Raw genomic sequence first — 17,921 nt, 5'->3', positions numbered from 1 at the left:
AAAATAAGGGTCCGTCACTTCCTGCATTGGGAAGTAACTGTACCGGGAATGTACTGATATATATTCAAAAGGATTACAAATAAAAGCTCTATAACAAATCGATATCCTTTGCAAATGCGACCAACTGAGGGGTATTTTGGCAATTAAATCTAAATCTAAGGTTTTCAAGATGTTTTTCAACCGTCCGGCTTGAAATATTCAAATCATTGCCTATTTCATTCATGGTTTGTCCATCCGAAATTAAAATGAGTATTTCTTTTTCCCTTTCTCTTATATGATGGTTGTTGACAATATTTTTATCAAGCAATTCATCAATGTTATTTAAAGATGATCCGTGAACACTCCAACTCACTATTTTGGGTGGTTTCAAATGCGGTAGATAAGTCATGATTGTACAGGCAGATTTTATTTTTTCATCACGAGTAACATCAAATATTTTTCCTTGTAAAAGGATATGCATTTTATCTCCGTTTTTATGTTGTCCTGCATAAGTGATATTGAGTAAGTGTAAGTCAGGATCAATTACATTTTCTTTTGCCAACTTTATAAGTTTACCACTTAACTCTCCGCACACTTCCCTATGTTCTGGAATTGCCGTGTTAAATATATCCAACATGGTAATTTCCTCATTTTTCATCCCAAAAATTTCAAAGCCATCCGCATATCTTAAATTGAAGTTTGTGTAGTCATAAATAGAAACAGCCTGATTGGGAAATAGAACAAGTCTTTTTTTTAGCGATGCTGCTTCCATAGAAGATAAATCAGTGTAGAGATTGCTTAACTGATTTAAGAAATATTCCGTTCCGCTTTGTTTTTTCAAGTTAAAAATTAAGAAATGTTAGCAAAAATACGGGTAATCCCGTATTTCAAGATACAATAAAAATTGATTACTTTACATAGTTACCTGATAATTAGATACGTATAATTAAAATATTGTCTCGTTAATCATTTTTAAAATTTAGCTTAGACTGGGAATATAAATTTTAAGAGTTTGATTTGTACTAGAATTAAATCTTGAATATAAAGCTATTCCCCTGATCTTCCCCTCGCTTATTAGCCGTTTAAAATTTTAAAGTATCTACATGTATGCATTTCTTAAAATTAGGACTCAAGCTTAGGTTGCTATTCATATTGCTCTACATCTTTGTAGCCTACTTTATTTTGCCAAAGGTTACTTACGACAATTCGATTGGGAGGTGGCTTCCAAAGAGTTCCAAATCAGTTGAAAGCTATAAAATCTTTTTGGACGATTTTGATTCTGATGCTTTGCTAATTTTAACTTTTGATGAACAAGATTCTATCTATTTTGACAATACAATCTTACCAAAAATAGAATCTATCAAAGATTTGGAATATGTTATAAGTGTAACTAGTTGGCCTATTAAATACGTTCAGCATAAAAAGAGAAAACCATTAAATAAAGAGGTATATTTTGTCAAATTTGTGTCCAAATCATACTTAAACCCTAATAGACCAGAACTAATTGAAACCATTGACAGTCTCTTTTACAACATTAAAGGTAACTACCAACTTGCAGGAACAGGGGTTGTACATAAAGCGATAAATGAACAGACCCAAAAACATTCCTCTTTTTACCTACTTATTGGACTGGCAGTTTTAACCATTCTTCTAGTTGTGGTCATTAAATCATTCATAGCAATCGTTCAAACTTTGCTAGTAGCCGTGGCCTCGGTTGCGACTATGATTTATTCCTCAGTTATTTTTGAGGTCCCCATTAGCATGGCCCATACCATTTTGCCAGTTATACTCCTGTTTTATTGCACCTCAATATCAATGCACATTCTTTCGCATGGTGGCGATTTTAAAAAAGTTTTGCGCCCGAGCATTTGGGTGGTCGTAACTACGGCCCTTGGTTTTGCATCCTTTCTATTTAGTGAAATAACCCTTCTAAAAGATTTTGCCATTTTAGGCATATCCGGGATTTTGGGCGTATTTCTGGCAGCCATATGTATGTTTTATCCACAGTCGTACCATTTTCAATTGAACAGTAATTTTAAGATATCAAAAAAGATTCGGCCAATTCGATTTCAAAGCCTTCCTTATGTTTTGATAGCTATAATACTTTTGACAATTCCCGGCCTATTCCTATTAAAGTCAGAATGATTATAGACAAAAAGGCTTATTTAAAAAGCTAGTCGAATTTATTCTGGAGGAAGCAATCCAGACAGAGAATATATGCTTCTCTATTGTGTTAAAAGGGAATGCTCCAGTAGAAAGGTATTTTAGTAATAAGCGATATCAATTTCAAGGGCTACTAAATTTTAAGGTGTTGGACACCTATGTTACCCAAAGTATTTTGATTACCAAAAGACGAAAGACTAGCGATGATTATCAAATTCAAAAGGCAACAGAACATCATAAAACGCAAATAATCAACCTAATGGTGTCAGAATTTAAAAGAAAAAACTTTGCTCCCATCATTACCAAAAAAACCTTTGAAAACAAAATAAATGGCACCTATAATATTCATTTGAACGATTATATACTAGCTTTTAAGGATAGTAGAATTGTGGGTATATGTGGTGTTTGGAAAATGCAAAAATTAAAACGAACTAAGATTATTAGATATAAAAGTTGGTTTCAATTGATGCTTATATATTATAAGTTACTTTCCAAAATATTCAAGTATCCTAGACTACCTCATTCAGGAGAGACACTAAAAGAGGTTTACTTGACCGATTTGTTTGTGGAAGAGAACAATCCTGCTATTCTACAAGCTATGCTTTTTAACATCAACAATGAACTTAAAACCAAAAACTATAATCTCATTCACTTTGCTATGAGTAAAACCAATCCATTATTAAAAGCCACTAAACCGTTTTTTGCTGTATCCACTTATTCCAATATTTACGCGACTTCAAAAAATCTTAAATTATTAAGTAATGAAGATGGACATCCCTATATTGATATTGCTTTGATTTGAAAAACTCAAATATTCAACCATAACTTTAACCATAAAATTAAGCTTATGAGAATTTATAAAATCATCGTTTTGTTTATTGCAATTTCAACATTGACAAATTGTGCATCTGCCTATAAAATGATTAAGCCAAAATCAATTAATTACGTTTCCACTAATGAAACTGAAAGGGTGAAAATTGAATACAAATATGACCTACTTCATAAAAAATACGCCAAAAAAGAATTAAAAAAAGGGGTGACACTTGTCGCCATTAAAATAACAAACAACTCTGATAGAGATCTAAAGTATGGTAGTGATATCAAACTAACTTACGAAAATGGAGCCGATATTAATGTAATGGAAAATGAAAAAGTATTCAAAACCTTAAAGCAAAGACCTGTATCTTTTTTATTGTATTTACTTTTGACTCCTCTAAATATTAATCGAACTGAACTTTCAGATCCACATGAAATCTATGAAGATTGGTTTTATGAATCCAGATCAACCTTTATTCCCATTGGATTGGTTTTAGGTCCAGGATTAGCTTTAGGAAATTTGATCGTAGCTAGCTCTGCAAATAAAAAATTTAAAACCGAAATTTTGGAATATAATATTTGCGAAACAATAATTAAAAAAGGAGAAACGAAATACGGTTTGATAGGTATTAAAACCGACCCATTCAATTCTTTAAAACTGAAAGTCAAATAAAACCGCTTTACAACTGCATGCTTCACCTGCAATTTCAGAGTCCACACTCAATGGAATATCAGCTTCACTACTTTGAGGTACATTTTGTGAAATTTTCTTGGGCGCAGTATTGGAAGTTTCTTCTTTCTTCAACTGAAAACAAATGATTATATTATAGTTATAAAAAAAGTTTGACTCATCTTCATGAAGATTATCGAATTAAACCCAAAAATTGCACTTCACGTTGATTATGTGAATGTTAGGAAATCAATTTTAACAAAATTGTTATAAAACAACCAATTGCTCGGAATAATGAGCAAAAGACAAGTAGGTGGATAAAAGCCACTTTTATAACACTATAACTTAAGCCTATTGCCTTAAAATAATTGTAATTACCCGAACAACATACGGATAAAAGCAATCAAACCAATACACCAAAAGTACACCTTGCACGTCTTTACCCCTAATGTTTTATGAAGTAAAAAACGGTATCGAGAAATAGTTGTGTATTATTCAATATCACTAGGATTGAAGTAATTAAAAATCAATCTCTTATTAGTGATTCTATTTTTTTTATTATCCTATATTGAAACTAAATTATATCACCTTTCTACCTCATAAATAATTGGTGAAATGGAGGTGTAAAATATGCACCTCACAAAAGAACCCATCTCCTAGAAAAAAACTACCACACTTCACCTCCCGCACCGCGAGACATGTAATTGCAATTCAAAAGAACTACATTCTATGGGGGGCTACGTTTCAAATTACTATATTTAATCCTTCGGAATAAATCATAATTTTACCATGGACCAACCCGAGCTAGTGAGGATTACTAAATTTCTTTCCAAGGTTTCTTTTTTTTCGGAGGTTTCCCAAGCCTCACTAAAGCATCTATGCCAAGATTTGAATACTGAAACCTTCTTTAAGCGCGATATAATTTTCAAAAAAGGAGACCGGGGCAAATCAATGTACGTCATTCTAACAGGAAAGGTCAAAGTTCATGAAAACAAGCATGTATATGGATATTTCGGGAAAGGAGAATGTTTTGGCGAATATGCACTTCTAGATAATATGCCCAGATCTGCATCCGTAACAGCAGAAGAAGAAACCAAGGTTTTAAAAATAGATCGGCCACATTTTCTTGATTTAATGGCCAAAGACAGTGGATTTACACAAGGAATTTTATCGGTTTTGATAAAACGACATAGAGACCTGGATACTGCCCAGGAAAGTTTAGCGGCTTCAAAACTTGAAGTTGATTTGGCCAACGCCAAAATGAGTGGCCTTATCAATGGTGCCATGGATGCCATTATTATGTTCGATTCCAAATTCAGAATAATATTGACAAATCCCTCTGCAAATAGATTGTTGGAAAACGATGATGTAGTACAACGAAACGTGTTGTTTTTCTTTGATGAAGAAAGTGCCGCCTTAATAGAATCGTTGGTGAAATCTTGTTTGAACAGCAATTCAAATACACTCAACAAGTACTTGCCAAATATTGTCAAAGTCACTGGCAGTAATGAAAAGGAAACCCTTAACGAAGGAACCATAAGTAAATATGGAAATGAGCAGGAAACATTCTACACCCTTATTCTTAGGAATATTGAAGCACGTTTGTTGGCCGAAGACCAAATAAATTTTTTAACCAACCAGACACAATACCTACAAGAGGAAATTAAAGAACTTACCAGTAATTACGGTATTTTGACTGAGGATGAAAGCATGACCAAGGTACTAAATCTCATTGAACAGGTGGCACATACGGACGCTACGGTGCTCATAAATGGGGAAACAGGAACAGGAAAGGAACTCGTGGCAAGGGCCATTCATCAAGCCAGTCCAAGAAATAATAATCCTTTGATCCGAATCAATTGTGGTGCCATACCGGCCAATTTAATAGAAAGTGAACTCTTCGGTCATGAGAAAGGTGCCTTTACGGGTGCAACTGCCAGTAGAAAAGGGCGTTTTCTTTTGGCTGATAAGGGCACCATCTTTTTGGATGAAATTGCCGAACTCCCTTTGGATTTACAACCAAAGTTACTCCGCGTAATACAGGAAGGAGAGTTTGATCCGGTAGGAAGTTCTGACACCATTAATGTGGATGTGCGTATTATTGCGGCCACACATAGAAACTTACTCGACCGGTCAAGGGTTGGAAAATTCAGGGAAGACCTCTATTATCGTCTAAACGTCTTCCCCATAGAAGTACCCGCATTGCGTCATAGAGGTAGCGACATTTGCTTAATTGCAAGGCAAATGATCCAGCAATTTTCTGCCAAACTTAACAAACCGATCATCCACCTCTCCGAATCTGACAAAGAATTACTGTCATCCTATCAATGGCCGGGCAATGTACGCGAGCTTCAAAACCTGATTGAACGTGCAGTCATTGTTTCCCAAAATGGAACGATTAATTGGGAGACCATTGTTCCGTCCTCCCAAGAAAGTGCAAAATCAAGCCCCGATAAGTCCGATGAACGTATTTTAACCTCAAGCCAGTTAATTGAGTTTGAAAAAGAGAACATTCTTCGCGCCTTGAAAAAGACACATTGGAAAATATCAGGAAAAAATGGTGCCGCTGCTATCTTAGATTTGCGTCCGACCACACTTACCTCAAAAATGAAAGCCCTCAATATTATACGCCCTATCTAAAGTTACGAAATCTCGTGAATTTAATAACGAAATCTCGTAAATTTACGGAATCCCACTATCATATTTAGAATTAAATCTTATTTTAAATCATTGATTTTCAAATATTTAAATGGTTTGGCACGGCTAGTGCATTTATCCAAACGGCAATAATGCCAAACAATTTAAATTTTAATAAAAATGATTGAAACAGCAAACATTAAAAATGGAGTAAACGTAGACCAATTAGTAGAAACCATTGGAGCCGTTCAAGGGAATCCTGAATTGGCTAAATTTGAATTCAGATCAAAAAACAATTGGATAGAAGGTGGGCACTGTATTTCCAGCATCAAGAGCTTTTACGGTGTGGGTGCCGAAGACACTTCTAGAGAAAAAGCCTTCACTATGGAGTGTGACCATCCACAAGTTTTGTTGGGAAATGATAAAGCGGCAACTCCGCCAGAAGTTGTACTTCATGCTTTAGGCTCTTGCCTAACAGGTGCCATGGTGTACCACGCAGCTGCAAACGGAATCGAAATCGCAGGAGCCGAATCTTCTTTGGAAGGTGGAGTAGACCTACATGGTTTCCTAGGTTTGGATGCCGAAGTTCGCAAAGGCTTCGACGGAATTAAGGTAAGGATCAAAGTAAAGTCCGATGCCTCAGTGGAGCAATTGGAAAACTTGGCAAAATTCTCCCCTGTTTTCGATATGATTACCAATCCCACACCAATTTCCATCGAAATTGTAAAGTAACAATACCAAAAGACCGTTCCTACACAATTATTAGGGGCGGTCTTTTATTTTTCCATAAAATCCCACCTATTAACATCACCAAATGAGCAGTCCACAATATATTATAGCCAACGGAAATCAAGCAGTAGCCCACATAGCTTATAAAACAAACGAGGTCTGTGCCATATATCCAATAACTCCGTCCTCGGAAATGTCCGAATTGGTAGAGGAATGGAGCGCGGACCAACAAGAAAATATTTATGGCAATGTACCCGCGGTTTTTGAAATGCAAAGTGAAAGTGGTGTGGCCGGGGCTATGCACGGTGCGTTGCAAACTGGATCTTTGGCAACAACCTTTACTTCCTCTCAAGGACTTTTATTGATGATGCCCAATATGTATAAAATAGCTGGGGAGTTAACACCGAATGTGATTCACGTGGCCACCCGTTCCATTGCCACACATGCACTTTCAGTTTTCGGTGACCACAGTGATATTATGGCGGTTAGAAATACAGGCTATGCCTTCCTGGGAGCAGCATCCGTTCAGGAGGCAATGGATTTTGCCTTGATATCCCAAGCAGCCTCTTTGGAATCAAGAATTCCTTTTGTACATTTTTTTGATGGCTTCCGCACCTCCCATGAAGTGGCCAAAATAGAAATTGTTTCCGATATGGTGATCAAAACCATGATGGACACTGGATTGATATGCGCCCATCGCAATAGGGCATTGAATCCCAATACCCCCGTCATTCGGGGAACTTCCCAAGGCAGTGATATTTTTTTTCAGAGCCGGGAAGCTGTAAATTCCTATTATAATGCATGTCCGCAGATCGTTCAAAATAAAATGGATCAATTTGCGAGTTTAACAGGAAGACAATACAAACTTTTTGAATATGTAGGGCATCCTGATGCGGAGCAGGTATTAGTGTCAATGGCCTCCAGTACAGAGACCATTGAAGGAGCCATAAAACACCTCAACCAAAATGGAGAGAAAATTGGACTTATTAAAATCCGATTGTTCAGACCCTTTAGTACCCACCACTTTTTAGAGGCAATGCCAATTTCTTGCAAGGCTGTGGCGGTTTTGGATAGAACCAAAGAACCGGGTGCCCCGGGCGAGCCCTTATATCTTGATATTGTTCAATCCCTAATGTCCGCTGCAAATACCTTTATTAAACCACCAAAAATTATTGGTGGCCGTTACGGACTTTCTTCCAAAGAGTTTAGTCCGAGTATGGTAAAAGCTGTGGTGGAAAATTTGAAACAAGATATTCCAAAGAACAACTTTACAGTGGGAATTACAGATGATGTTACGCATTTAAGCCTAAATTGTACTGAGGAATTGTTTTTACAAAATCAGAATTTTCAAGCCCTTTTTTATGAAACAAATTCGAACAATACAGATAGGAGTTTTAAAAACATTTTAAAGCTACTCGGTAGTACCGATCAACATGTTCAAGGCTATTCTGAAATCGATTATAAAAAATCCGGCGGCAAAATTATTTCCAACTTAAGAATAAGCTTCCTGCCGATCAAGGCGCCTTATTTGATCCAAAATGCGGCTTTTATTGCATGTGGTTCTGAAAAATTCCTTGAAAATGACCATGTATTGAATCGTCTGGCACAAAGGGGTTCACTATTGGTCAATTCCTGTTTGAATTCAAGTGAATTTTGGAAATCCCTCCCGACCACGACCCAACAGCGACTTCTTATGCATAATGTCTCCGTTTATGTAGTAAACTTAAATTCCCTTCCAAAATATTATAATGTGCACGGGCATAGGATCAATAGTCTGCAATGTTGCTTATTGGCCTTAAAAGATGATTTAGGAATTTTTGCAAATCTGGACCAGTTAAAAGAACAAATTTCAAAGGTCGAAATTTACAATAGTAATGAATCCAATCCAGCGTCATATATCGATGAATTTACCAATTCCCTTTTGGGGAGATTACTTGCGGGAAAAGGTAACGAAATTCCAGTAGGTGATCTTCCGATAGACGGAACTTACATGGGCAATACCCCAAAGTTAAATGACATAAGAACTGCTTGTACCTTGCCCGAATGGAATATGGATTCTTGTACGCAATGTGGTGCCTGTAGCATGGCTTGTCCGCAAGGAGCGCTTCGTATCAAAGTCTATGATGATTCTTTTTTGAACAATAAACCTTCTAGCCTAAAGGTGATGAAGACCTTAGAACCGGAATGGCAATTAAACTTGTCCAACTATACCCTACAGATAAATCCAGATCAATGTACAAGTTGTAATAACTGTGTAGATGCATGTACCGTAAAAGCTCTAAAAATGGTAGATATTTCGCCGAAGCTACCAACAGAAAAAAACAATTGGGATTATTTTGTAAGTATTCCAGAAATGGACAGGTCTAAAATTGATGCCTCCAAAGTAAACCAGCAACAATTGCAAGAGCCTTTGTTCAAATACTCACATGGTGCCGAAGGCTGCGGGGAAGCTCCTTATTTAAAATTGTTATCGCAGCTATTCGGTGATAGGATGCTAGTTGCAAATGCTACCGGTTCCAGCTCTATTTTCGGAGGTGCGCTCCCAACAACCCCATGGTCTAAAAATAGTTTTGGAAGGGGCCCAGCTTGGTCCAACTCACTTTTTGAGGACAATGCTGAATTTGGAATGGGATTTCGATTATCCCTGGATCAACAGGAGCAACAGGCAAAAAAACTTATAGTGGAGTTAATGGATCAACTCGATAATGAACTAGTGCATTCAATAATGAATGCCGATCAGAAAACGGAACAACAGATCATTATACAAAGAAAAAGGGTGGACATATTGAAGACCATCCTAACCACCCTTGCTACACCGGTTGCCCAACAATTGTTAGAGGTTGCAGACAGCTTGGTAAAGAAGAGTATCTGGATTGTTGGAGGCGATGGCTGGGCCTATGATATCGGATATGGAGGATTGGATCATGTCTTGGCTTCCGGAGCCAATGTAAACATTCTGGTGTTGGACAATGAGGTCTATTCCAACACTGGAGGTCAAATGTCCAAATCAACCCCATTTGGGGCCACTTCAAAATTTGCCACAAAAGGAAAAGAAAGGCAAAAGAAAGATTTGGGGCTATTGGCTATGTGCTATGATGATGTCTATGTTGCTTCCGTAGCGATCGGGGCCGATCAAGATCAGACCCTAAAGGCTTTTTTAGAGGCTGAAAATTTTAACGGACCTTCTATAATTATAGCTTATTGTCATAGTCCAGCCCATGGAATCGACATGAAAAGTCCGAGCCAGTATCATAAACTGGCTATTGCTTCCGGGCAGTGGTTACAATATCGAAATGATCCAAGAAGGATAAAAAATGGAGAAAACGCCCTACAACTGGATTCCCAGGAACCTAGTATTCCAATTGACGATTACTTGCGAACAGAAGGGCGTTTTCAGAATATTTTTAAAAATGGTAATGGAGTTATCCATGAAATCCTCCAAATACAAAAGCAGGTGGATAAAAAATATCATAGATATAGGGCTATGTCCAATTGGAGGTCCGATGTCAACGAAGCCATTATTTTTCATCCATAACATTAATTACTTCCATATCCTTGGGCATTCCTGAAATGGTGTACTCTGCGGATTTGGTCAAAAAATATCTAGCCACAAAATCATGGGGATTTTCATTTAGAACCTTATCAAAAGTTGCTGTTGCCTTAGGAAATTCTCTGGCAAAGAAGTATTTAGAACCTTTTTCAAATTCCTTTAACGTTTTTGCCTTAAGTTCCAATACCTCCTTTTTATCGCCATCGAAGCATTCATATATTCCGATTACCTTATTCTTGCCCTTTACCTGTACTTTTCCCAAATATCGCACCCCATAAGAATGCCTATTGGAAATGGTACTAAGGGTATTTTCGCTGATGATAATATTTGCGCCAAAATGTTTGGTCAAACCTTCCATTCTTGAGGCGGTATTCACTGTATCAGAAATAATAGCGGTGTCATTTCTATGCATATCGCCAATGATACCCATAACCAATGGCCCCCTATGCAAGCCAACACCAATTGTAATGGGTTGATTCCCTTCAGCAATTCTTCGGATATTATAATCTTGAACGGCCTTTTGCATGTCTATTGCCGATTGAAGGGCATGCTCGGCTTTATTGGGAAAGAGTGCCATGATTCCATCGCCTAAATATTGATTGACAAAACCTTTGTTTTTTAGAATCAAAGGGCCCATTTTACCAACATAGGAATTTACGAATTTGAAATTCTGTTGGGGGGTCATTCCTTCGGATAAGTGGGTGTACCCTCTTATATCACTAAATAGTACGGTAACCTCTTTTTCAACATGATCACCCAATGCCACATCTGTAATGGCTTCCCTACCAACAGATTTAATAAATTGGGTTGGAACGAATTTACTGGTGGCCTTATGGATACCATTGAGATTTAAATGAGTTTTTATACGGCTCAGCAACTCGTCCTTCGAAAAGGGTTTGGTCAAATAGTCATTGGCACCTACGCGAAACCCTGTAACCAAATCACTTACCCTATTTTTAGCGGTTAACAATATAATGGGGAGTTCACTGGTCAAATGCTTTTCCCTTATCTTTTCACATACCTCATAACCGGATAATCCTGGCATCATGACATCCAAAAGGATTAAGTCATATTCCTCTCCATCTTCTAGCAACCTCAATGCTTCATTGCCATTGTTGGCTTCCGATATGGCATAACCTGCCACGGATAAATGGTTTTCCAGAACTCTTCTATTTATATGTTCGTCATCCACTATAAGTATTTTGCTTCGTTCGGTTTCAGATTGTTCTATTTTTTTTTCAAAACTCCTTTCTTTTATATCAAGCTGTAATGGTGATATCTTTTCAAAGGTTGTTTTACCTAGATTAGTTAATTCATCCCGTTTTTGAAGGCTGAGTGGCAGTGTAAACCTAAAGGTAGATCCTTTTCCAACTTCGGATTGTACTTCAATGGTACCTCCATGGAGCTCCACCAATTGTTTTGTAACAGAAAGCCCTAATCCGGTTCCTCCATATTCCCTTTGGACAGAACCATCGGCCTGTTCAAACGACTTGAAAATAGATCCCAATTTTTCTTCGGCAATGCCTATCCCCGTATCCGAAATGGAAATGGCGAGGTGTTTTTCCCCGGCAATAGCATTGATATTGATTTGTCCTTTATTGGTGAACTTTATGGCATTACCTATTAGGTTATGTAGAATTTGCTGTAACCTATCTTCATCTGCCTCCGCCAATGGGATGTTTTTCGGAATAGAATTGAGCAACTCTACGTTTTTGCCTTGAATGAGTGGGAACGACAGTTTCAAAACGATGTCGGCTACCGCATGGACATCAACTGGTCCAAGGTTCAATTCCAAATCGCTGTTCTTCAGTTTTGAAAAGTCGAGAATATCGTTCACCAAATGTGAAAGACGTTTGCCGCTATTGGTAATCATGTCCAAATTTTCAATGGCTTTGGATGGAAGTTTTCCCGCAGCCCCATCCTTGAGCGATTCTGAAAGTCCAATGATTCCGTTCAAGGGCGTACGAAGTTCATGGGAGGTATTGGCCAGGAATTCATCTTTTAACTTATCGATTTTCTGTAATTCTTCTACCCGTTCTTTTTCAATTTGGGTTTTTTGACGTTCTTCTTCTATTAGTAGTTGTTTTTTTTCCGCTTCCCTCCTATCTTTTTGTTTCCTTTTATATCGATTAAATATGATATATGAAAATAGTAAGAAAACAATGGAAAGACCAATGATCACATTCCTGATAATTCGTTGTCTTTCCAGTAATAGATCTTTAATTTCAGCATCTTTCTCCAGCGCCGTAATAGCCTCCTGTTTTTTTTCCGAGTCGAATTTAACTTGTAATTCCTGGATTTGTTTCGACTTAGTTTCATTGAACAAACTATCCTTAACAAGTATATACTTTTCCTTCCAGAGCAGGGCATTTTTATAATCTCCTTTTGCTGCGTGTACCAATGACATTATTTCATAGGCCTCTTGTGCCGATGACATTGCTCCTATTTCTTCAGCAAGTTGAATTGCTTGATCCAAATGTACCTGTGCTTTCCTGTAATCCCCTAGCTTAAAATAATCTCTACCCACATGGGTATGGCTTTCAGATAACTCCCTTTTCTGTTTAAGTTCCTGTCGGATTTCCAAAGCTTTTAAATGTACCCTTAAAGCTTCATTATAATTCTCCTGTAAACTATGAACTTCTCCTATGGCCTCATAATCATAGGCGGTTCCCCATGAACTTTTAATTTCCTGATCTAAAACAAGGGCTTTATTGAAAAAGTTTAGGGCTTCTTTATAATTACTTTTCAATTGGTATATGCCACCTATATTAAAATAAGCATTGGCCATATCCCCCTTGTATCCTAATGTACTGAATGTCTCTAGGGCTTGGGTATAATTATCCATAGCCTCTTCCAATTTATGGTCTTTCTTCAAGAGGTCACCCAAGGCGTTTTGGATGGTGGCAATACTATAGGCGTCATTCCTAGCTTCATATATTTTTAAGATATTGTAATATATTTCGGTACTCTTTTCGTAATCGCCTTGGTCATCAAGAATAATGGCTTTTTGATATAAACCATTGGCCAAAGCAACACTGTCTTTTACTTCTTCACTATATTTTAGATATTTTTCCAAATATCCCAGAGCATCGCCATAATTTCCTTTTTGTCTCTCCAGAACGGCATATTGATAATTGGCCGTTGATATGCCTTGTTTATTATTGGTTAAGGTGCTAAGTTGATAGGTACTGTCTATATATACTTTTGCCAATGACATATTGGACCGAGTGTTTAAATATTCCCATGAAATATTTTTTAATGTCTGGATCCTGGCGGAATCGGATACCGAATTTTTCAAGACCTGTTGTAGACTATCAATTTTGGTGGTCTGACCAAAGGAGGAAGCAAACAAAATGCAGGCTATTATGGATAAAATTTCTTTCATTTTGATAGGTGGTAATAGGTCGGCTTTTACATTAAAATTAATGTTTAAAGGTGAAACTCCAAAAATAGGCTCGGATATGTTGGGCATTTTGTTGTCTTACGAATAAGATGGGATATTGGCAAAAGGGATAAAACAGGAAATAAATGTTTAAAAATACATTATTCGGATACGGAAAATTATAGATGTATTTAATCTGTAGGAAAAATGATTTTAAATAGCGCTTTATAATGCACTTTAACACATAGTTTTAAGGAGTAAAGGATTACCTTCTAGGGTATCAGACAAGGCTTAAAGGACTTTTGAAGGATTGGATTTCATCATGCAGTTTGTAGTTATCCCATACGAAGAAATCAATTTTCCCACCAACTAACCAACCCAACGGGGACTGATAGAACCTCGTATGTTTAAAATGGATTAAAAAAAGGGATTAAGCATCTCCCAAAATACAATCGCCTCCATACTAAAGTCTATTTAAACGGTAACAAAGGGACTACTTTGAACTTTGCCTTAACCTTGCGTCAAAATTTATATATCGCTATAATTTTATTTTTCAGTAGATCTTATAACCATGGAAGAAAAATTCAAAAACCGATTGAACCTGGCAAAGGAGATTAAGGATATGTTAGTTTAAACCTCTACCCAAATATGTTTTCACATATGCATGTCGTCCGCTTAAAAAGTTTTCAGGGCTAGCTCCAATAAACTTATTGAAATCCTTAATAAAATGTGCCTGATCATAATAACCGCAATCCAAGGCCAAATGATGTAGTTTGTCCGTAGCAGAAGTGTTCAATAGTTCAAAAACAGTATTGATCTGTATAACCTTACAATAATACTTAGGTGGCATCCCAACCACATTTTTAAAAACTCTTCTAAAATGCCGCAAGCTAATACCTGCTTGTTCCGCTAATGTGGACTGTTGGATAATTCCATTGGTCTTGAAAATATTCGCTATGGCTTGGTCCAACCAGTCTATTGGAGCCAATCGGTCTTTAAGAAGCTCCCCCAGATAATCCAATAATAAGGAGATACGTTGTTCCTGATCAATATCTTCGGATAATTTATAAATTAGTTGGCTACAATCAATTGGAGATTCCGCCCCTAGGGCCTTCCACCTATTTAAGAAATAAGAACCTGGTTTGTGAAACAGATAATAAGTAGCGGTCGGGTGAAGTATAATGCCAAGATTGTCCAAAATACCATTAACACTAAACTTTACAGTGGCATTGTAAATCTGTCCTCCTATATTGAGTTTGGATTTTGGTGATAATTTTAGGTTGTCGATCTTAAACTCTGGAATGAATCCCTGTGAAAATATCAATAGTGGAAATCCCGTTGCGTACATAGGCTGACCCGTTAATGCTACGGACTTGTATGATTTTCCAACAATCACCCCAAGGACACTCCCTTGCAATTCCGGTGGGATATCATAGTCTAATTTCTTTGCAAAATCCTTAACCACAAATCTATCAAATAAGTCCTTAAATACTACATGTCCGTTTTATACAATGGTATTATCAAGGCAAAAATTAACTTTAAAGATATCAAAAGTTGATGGAAACAAGAACTGAAACATTGACTTTTCAGTCTTTAAAAACGTGTCATATACTTTGGAACAACTATCTAATGTCAAAAATAAAGTGGAGCCCGTATGGATGAACAAAACAAAAAGGCCCAAAATTAATCGCTACACCAAATGATTATCCCAAAGTTCTTATATGAAGTGAATATACTTATATATGACAACTCAAATAAAAGAAACAAACATTATTGATCAATGAAAACAAAACTCTATATAGGCATAATAATAGTATTACTATCCGCGCCAACCTTAATCGCCCAAAATTTTACCGACAATTTTCAAAAAGAATCCATCAACAGTCGGCCTACTCATTGGACCTCGGTAAAAGGCAAGGGACTCATCACAGAATTGGATGGTAAAAAGGTACTTAAACTCGATCGTTACACCGTTCTAAAACCAACCATCAACGGACAGGACAACCACTATTTAGGGAATGAATTTACTATTGAGTTCGATGCTTTTTTTGATAAAGTTCCAGCGTCAACCAGACAATATTATATCATCAACCTTTGGGAAGGAACTGGTGTTCATGGTGAAAACGATAAACATACCGATCCATATATGATTTTTCGACATGGTATAAATGTCACCGGATCTATCGTCAACAGAAAAAGAATAAAAGAATTAGAAGTACTGGAGCAGGTCTGGCGCCATATTAAGTTAGAATATGCTAAAAATACACTCAAAATATTTATTGATGACCAATTGGTGCACCAACAACCAAACTTATTTTATAAACCAAAAATGGTGTCCTTAAGTGCCAGAAATGCTAACGGACGAAATGGCATTACCAATTTTACTTTAATAGGTGAGACTGAAAAAAATCTTACTGGGTCTCCAGAAATTTGTATCACAGAGGATTTAATTATACCAACTACTTTTCAAGTCAACGCTTTAGTTTCATCCAAAGATCTTCTATGGGAAAATGGTAAAACCTTAAAGGTGTCTTTCCTAGACACACCATCCAATATTGTGAAAACAAATATTATTAACTATGCCAAAGCATGGGAAACATATGCAAATATAAAATTCGAGTTTATAGATGGCTCAGATGGTGATATTCGTATCGGGCTTAAAAAAGGTGGGTCATGGTCTAAAGTTGGTACAGATGCATTGAATTATCCGGAAGATGAACAAACAATGAATTTTGGATGGTTTACCGACACTACTAGTACCGCTAGTTTTAGGCGTACCACTATTCATGAATTTGGACATGCCATTGGTCTAAAACATGAACACCAAAATCCTACGGGAGGTATTTGTTGGGATTGGGAAGCTGTATACGATTATTACGAAGAGGAAAGCGACTGGAGTAAACAGAGAACCAAAAATAACCTAGAAATGCTGTCCAACAACAGCGTAGGGAATGCAACAGCGTACGATAATAAGTCTATCATGCATTATACCATACCCAATTCCATCACCAGCTGTGAATATTCGGTAGGATGGAACGATCAACTCTCAGAAATGGATAAAAAACTTATATCCAATTTTTACCCTTTTCGCAAACCAAGGCACACCATAGGCCCTAATATTTATAATTATAACTGGACAGCAGGATGGGATAGCGTAGAATTTTTGTACCAGGGAGGTCAAACTTATTTACTTCTCTTAAAATCAAGCACTGGTGATGTGCATATACACAAAATGAGAGGGGATGGCTCTGTAGGGGAAAGAATTTTTGATAAAAAGTATAGCTCTGGATGGACATCCGCCAAGTTTTTCGAAGTCAATAGTAAAAGCTATTTATTTCTGCTAAAACAAAGTACTGGTGATGTGCACATACATCAAATGAATAGAGACGGCACGGTTGGTCAAAGAATTTTTGACAAAAAATGGACTTCAGGTTGGAGTGAAACCCAATTTTATACAGTTGGGAATAAAACATACCTATTCTTATATAAATACCAGACAGGAGATGTACATGTAAATAGAATAAATTTAAATGGTACGGTAGGTGACTTAATATTTAATAGAAAATGGACGCCAGAGTGGACAACTGCTTCCCATTTCAAAACCAATAACAAAAGTTATATGTTCCTTATTAAAAAAAGAACTGGAGATGTTCACATTAACGAAATAAAAACCGATGGAACAATTGGCCAAAAGGTTTTTGATGAAAAATGGACCCAAGGATGGACAACGGCGGAATTTTACAGGACCAACGCGCAGTCTTATCTATTCCTATTAAAATTAAAAAACGGAGATGCAAAGCAGTTTTATATTACAGACAACGGTCAAAGAGGAGAAATCATTTTCGATAATAATGCTAACTGGACCTCGGGCTGGAGCCACGCAAAATTTTATTCGGTGGGGCAAAATAACTATATGTTTTTACTAAAAGAAGAAAATGGAACGGTACATACACACATTATTTATTCAAATTAATCATCTCAATAAAAACAATTAA

General features: G+C 36.8%; 10 protein-coding genes. 7 read left to right on the top strand and 3 right to left on the bottom strand.

Annotated elements, in window-relative coordinates; all coding sequences use genetic code 11:
• Positions 1–88: 88 nt before the first annotated feature.
• Complete coding sequence (locus QSE00_RS12715; protein ID WP_146216294.1) at positions 89–820, bottom strand: helix-turn-helix transcriptional regulator; 732 nt, start codon at positions 818–820, stop codon at positions 89–91.
• Positions 821–1,086: 266 nt separating this feature from the next.
• Here QSE00_RS12715 and QSE00_RS12710 point away from each other — a divergent pair, with 266 nt between their 5' ends.
• From QSE00_RS12710 to QSE00_RS12685, 6 genes are all read left to right on the top strand, one after another.
• Positions 1,087–2,124, top strand: coding sequence for an RND transporter family protein (locus QSE00_RS12710; protein WP_286106251.1), 1,038 nt, complete (start codon positions 1,087–1,089; stop codon positions 2,122–2,124).
• 85 nt (positions 2,125–2,209) lie between these two features.
• The gene (locus tag QSE00_RS12705; protein WP_286106250.1) at positions 2,210–2,944 is read left to right on the top strand and encodes a hypothetical protein; all 735 of its coding nucleotides are present in this window, start codon (positions 2,210–2,212) and stop codon (positions 2,942–2,944) included.
• A 45-nt stretch (positions 2,945–2,989) separates the two neighbouring features.
• Positions 2,990–3,631, top strand: coding sequence for a hypothetical protein (locus tag QSE00_RS12700; protein WP_286106249.1), 642 nt, complete (start codon positions 2,990–2,992; stop codon positions 3,629–3,631).
• A gap of 786 nt (positions 3,632–4,417) precedes the next feature.
• Positions 4,418–6,268: a sigma 54-interacting transcriptional regulator gene (locus QSE00_RS12695; protein ID WP_286106248.1), complete on the top strand. Its 1,851-nt coding sequence runs from the start codon at positions 4,418–4,420 to the stop codon at positions 6,266–6,268.
• Positions 6,269–6,445: 177 nt separating this feature from the next.
• Entirely contained in the window at positions 6,446–6,997 is a 552-nt protein-coding gene (locus tag QSE00_RS12690) for an OsmC family protein (protein ID WP_110355959.1), read from the top strand.
• Positions 6,998–7,079: 82 nt separating this feature from the next.
• Positions 7,080–10,529, top strand: coding sequence for a 4Fe-4S binding protein (locus QSE00_RS12685; protein WP_286106247.1), 3,450 nt, complete (start codon positions 7,080–7,082; stop codon positions 10,527–10,529).
• On the opposite strand, the gene QSE00_RS12680 is transcribed toward QSE00_RS12685, so the two are convergent.
• Together QSE00_RS12680 and QSE00_RS12675 are read right to left on the bottom strand one after the other, a co-directional pair.
• On the bottom strand, positions 10,513–14,016 hold the full coding sequence (locus QSE00_RS12680; RefSeq protein ID WP_286106246.1) for an ATP-binding protein: 3,504 nt from the start codon (positions 14,014–14,016) through the stop codon (positions 10,513–10,515). The two genes, QSE00_RS12685 and QSE00_RS12680, sit on opposite strands and share 17 nt — an antisense overlap.
• A gap of 535 nt (positions 14,017–14,551) precedes the next feature.
• Positions 14,552–15,391 carry a helix-turn-helix domain-containing protein gene (locus QSE00_RS12675; RefSeq protein WP_286106245.1) on the bottom strand — a complete coding sequence of 280 codons (840 nt, stop codon included), beginning with the start codon at positions 15,389–15,391 and terminating at the stop codon, positions 14,552–14,554.
• Between the two features lie 315 nt (positions 15,392–15,706).
• Between QSE00_RS12675 and QSE00_RS12670 the strand changes: the two genes are divergently transcribed.
• Positions 15,707–17,899 carry a M12 family metallopeptidase gene (locus QSE00_RS12670; protein ID WP_286106244.1) on the top strand — a complete coding sequence of 731 codons (2,193 nt, stop codon included), beginning with the start codon at positions 15,707–15,709 and terminating at the stop codon, positions 17,897–17,899.
• The last annotated feature ends 22 nt before the right edge of the window (positions 17,900–17,921 follow it).

Origin of the sequence: Arenibacter flavimaris, from assembly GCF_030291335.1 — a bacterium.
In the GTDB taxonomy this organism is placed as follows: domain Bacteria; phylum Bacteroidota; class Bacteroidia; order Flavobacteriales; family Flavobacteriaceae; genus Arenibacter.
This window is presented reverse-complemented; position numbering and strand designations above follow the sequence as displayed.

What these genes read in the sequence shown, in the direction of transcription:
- QSE00_RS12670 (WP_286106244.1), top strand. Translation starts at nt 15,707, where the DNA reads ATGAAAACAAAACTCTATATAGGCATAATAATAGTATTACTATCCGCG.
- QSE00_RS12710 (WP_286106251.1), top strand. Translation starts at nt 1,087, where the DNA reads ATGCATTTCTTAAAATTAGGACTCAAGCTTAGGTTGCTATTCATATTG.
- QSE00_RS12695 (WP_286106248.1), top strand. Translation starts at nt 4,418, where the DNA reads ATGGACCAACCCGAGCTAGTGAGGATTACTAAATTTCTTTCCAAGGTT.
- QSE00_RS12680 (WP_286106246.1), bottom strand. Translation starts at nt 14,016, where the DNA reads ATGCCCAACATATCCGAGCCTATTTTTGGAGTTTCACCTTTAAACATT.
- QSE00_RS12700 (WP_286106249.1), top strand. Translation starts at nt 2,990, where the DNA reads ATGAGAATTTATAAAATCATCGTTTTGTTTATTGCAATTTCAACATTG.
- QSE00_RS12690 (WP_110355959.1), top strand. Translation starts at nt 6,446, where the DNA reads ATGATTGAAACAGCAAACATTAAAAATGGAGTAAACGTAGACCAATTA.
- QSE00_RS12685 (WP_286106247.1), top strand. Translation starts at nt 7,080, where the DNA reads ATGAGCAGTCCACAATATATTATAGCCAACGGAAATCAAGCAGTAGCC.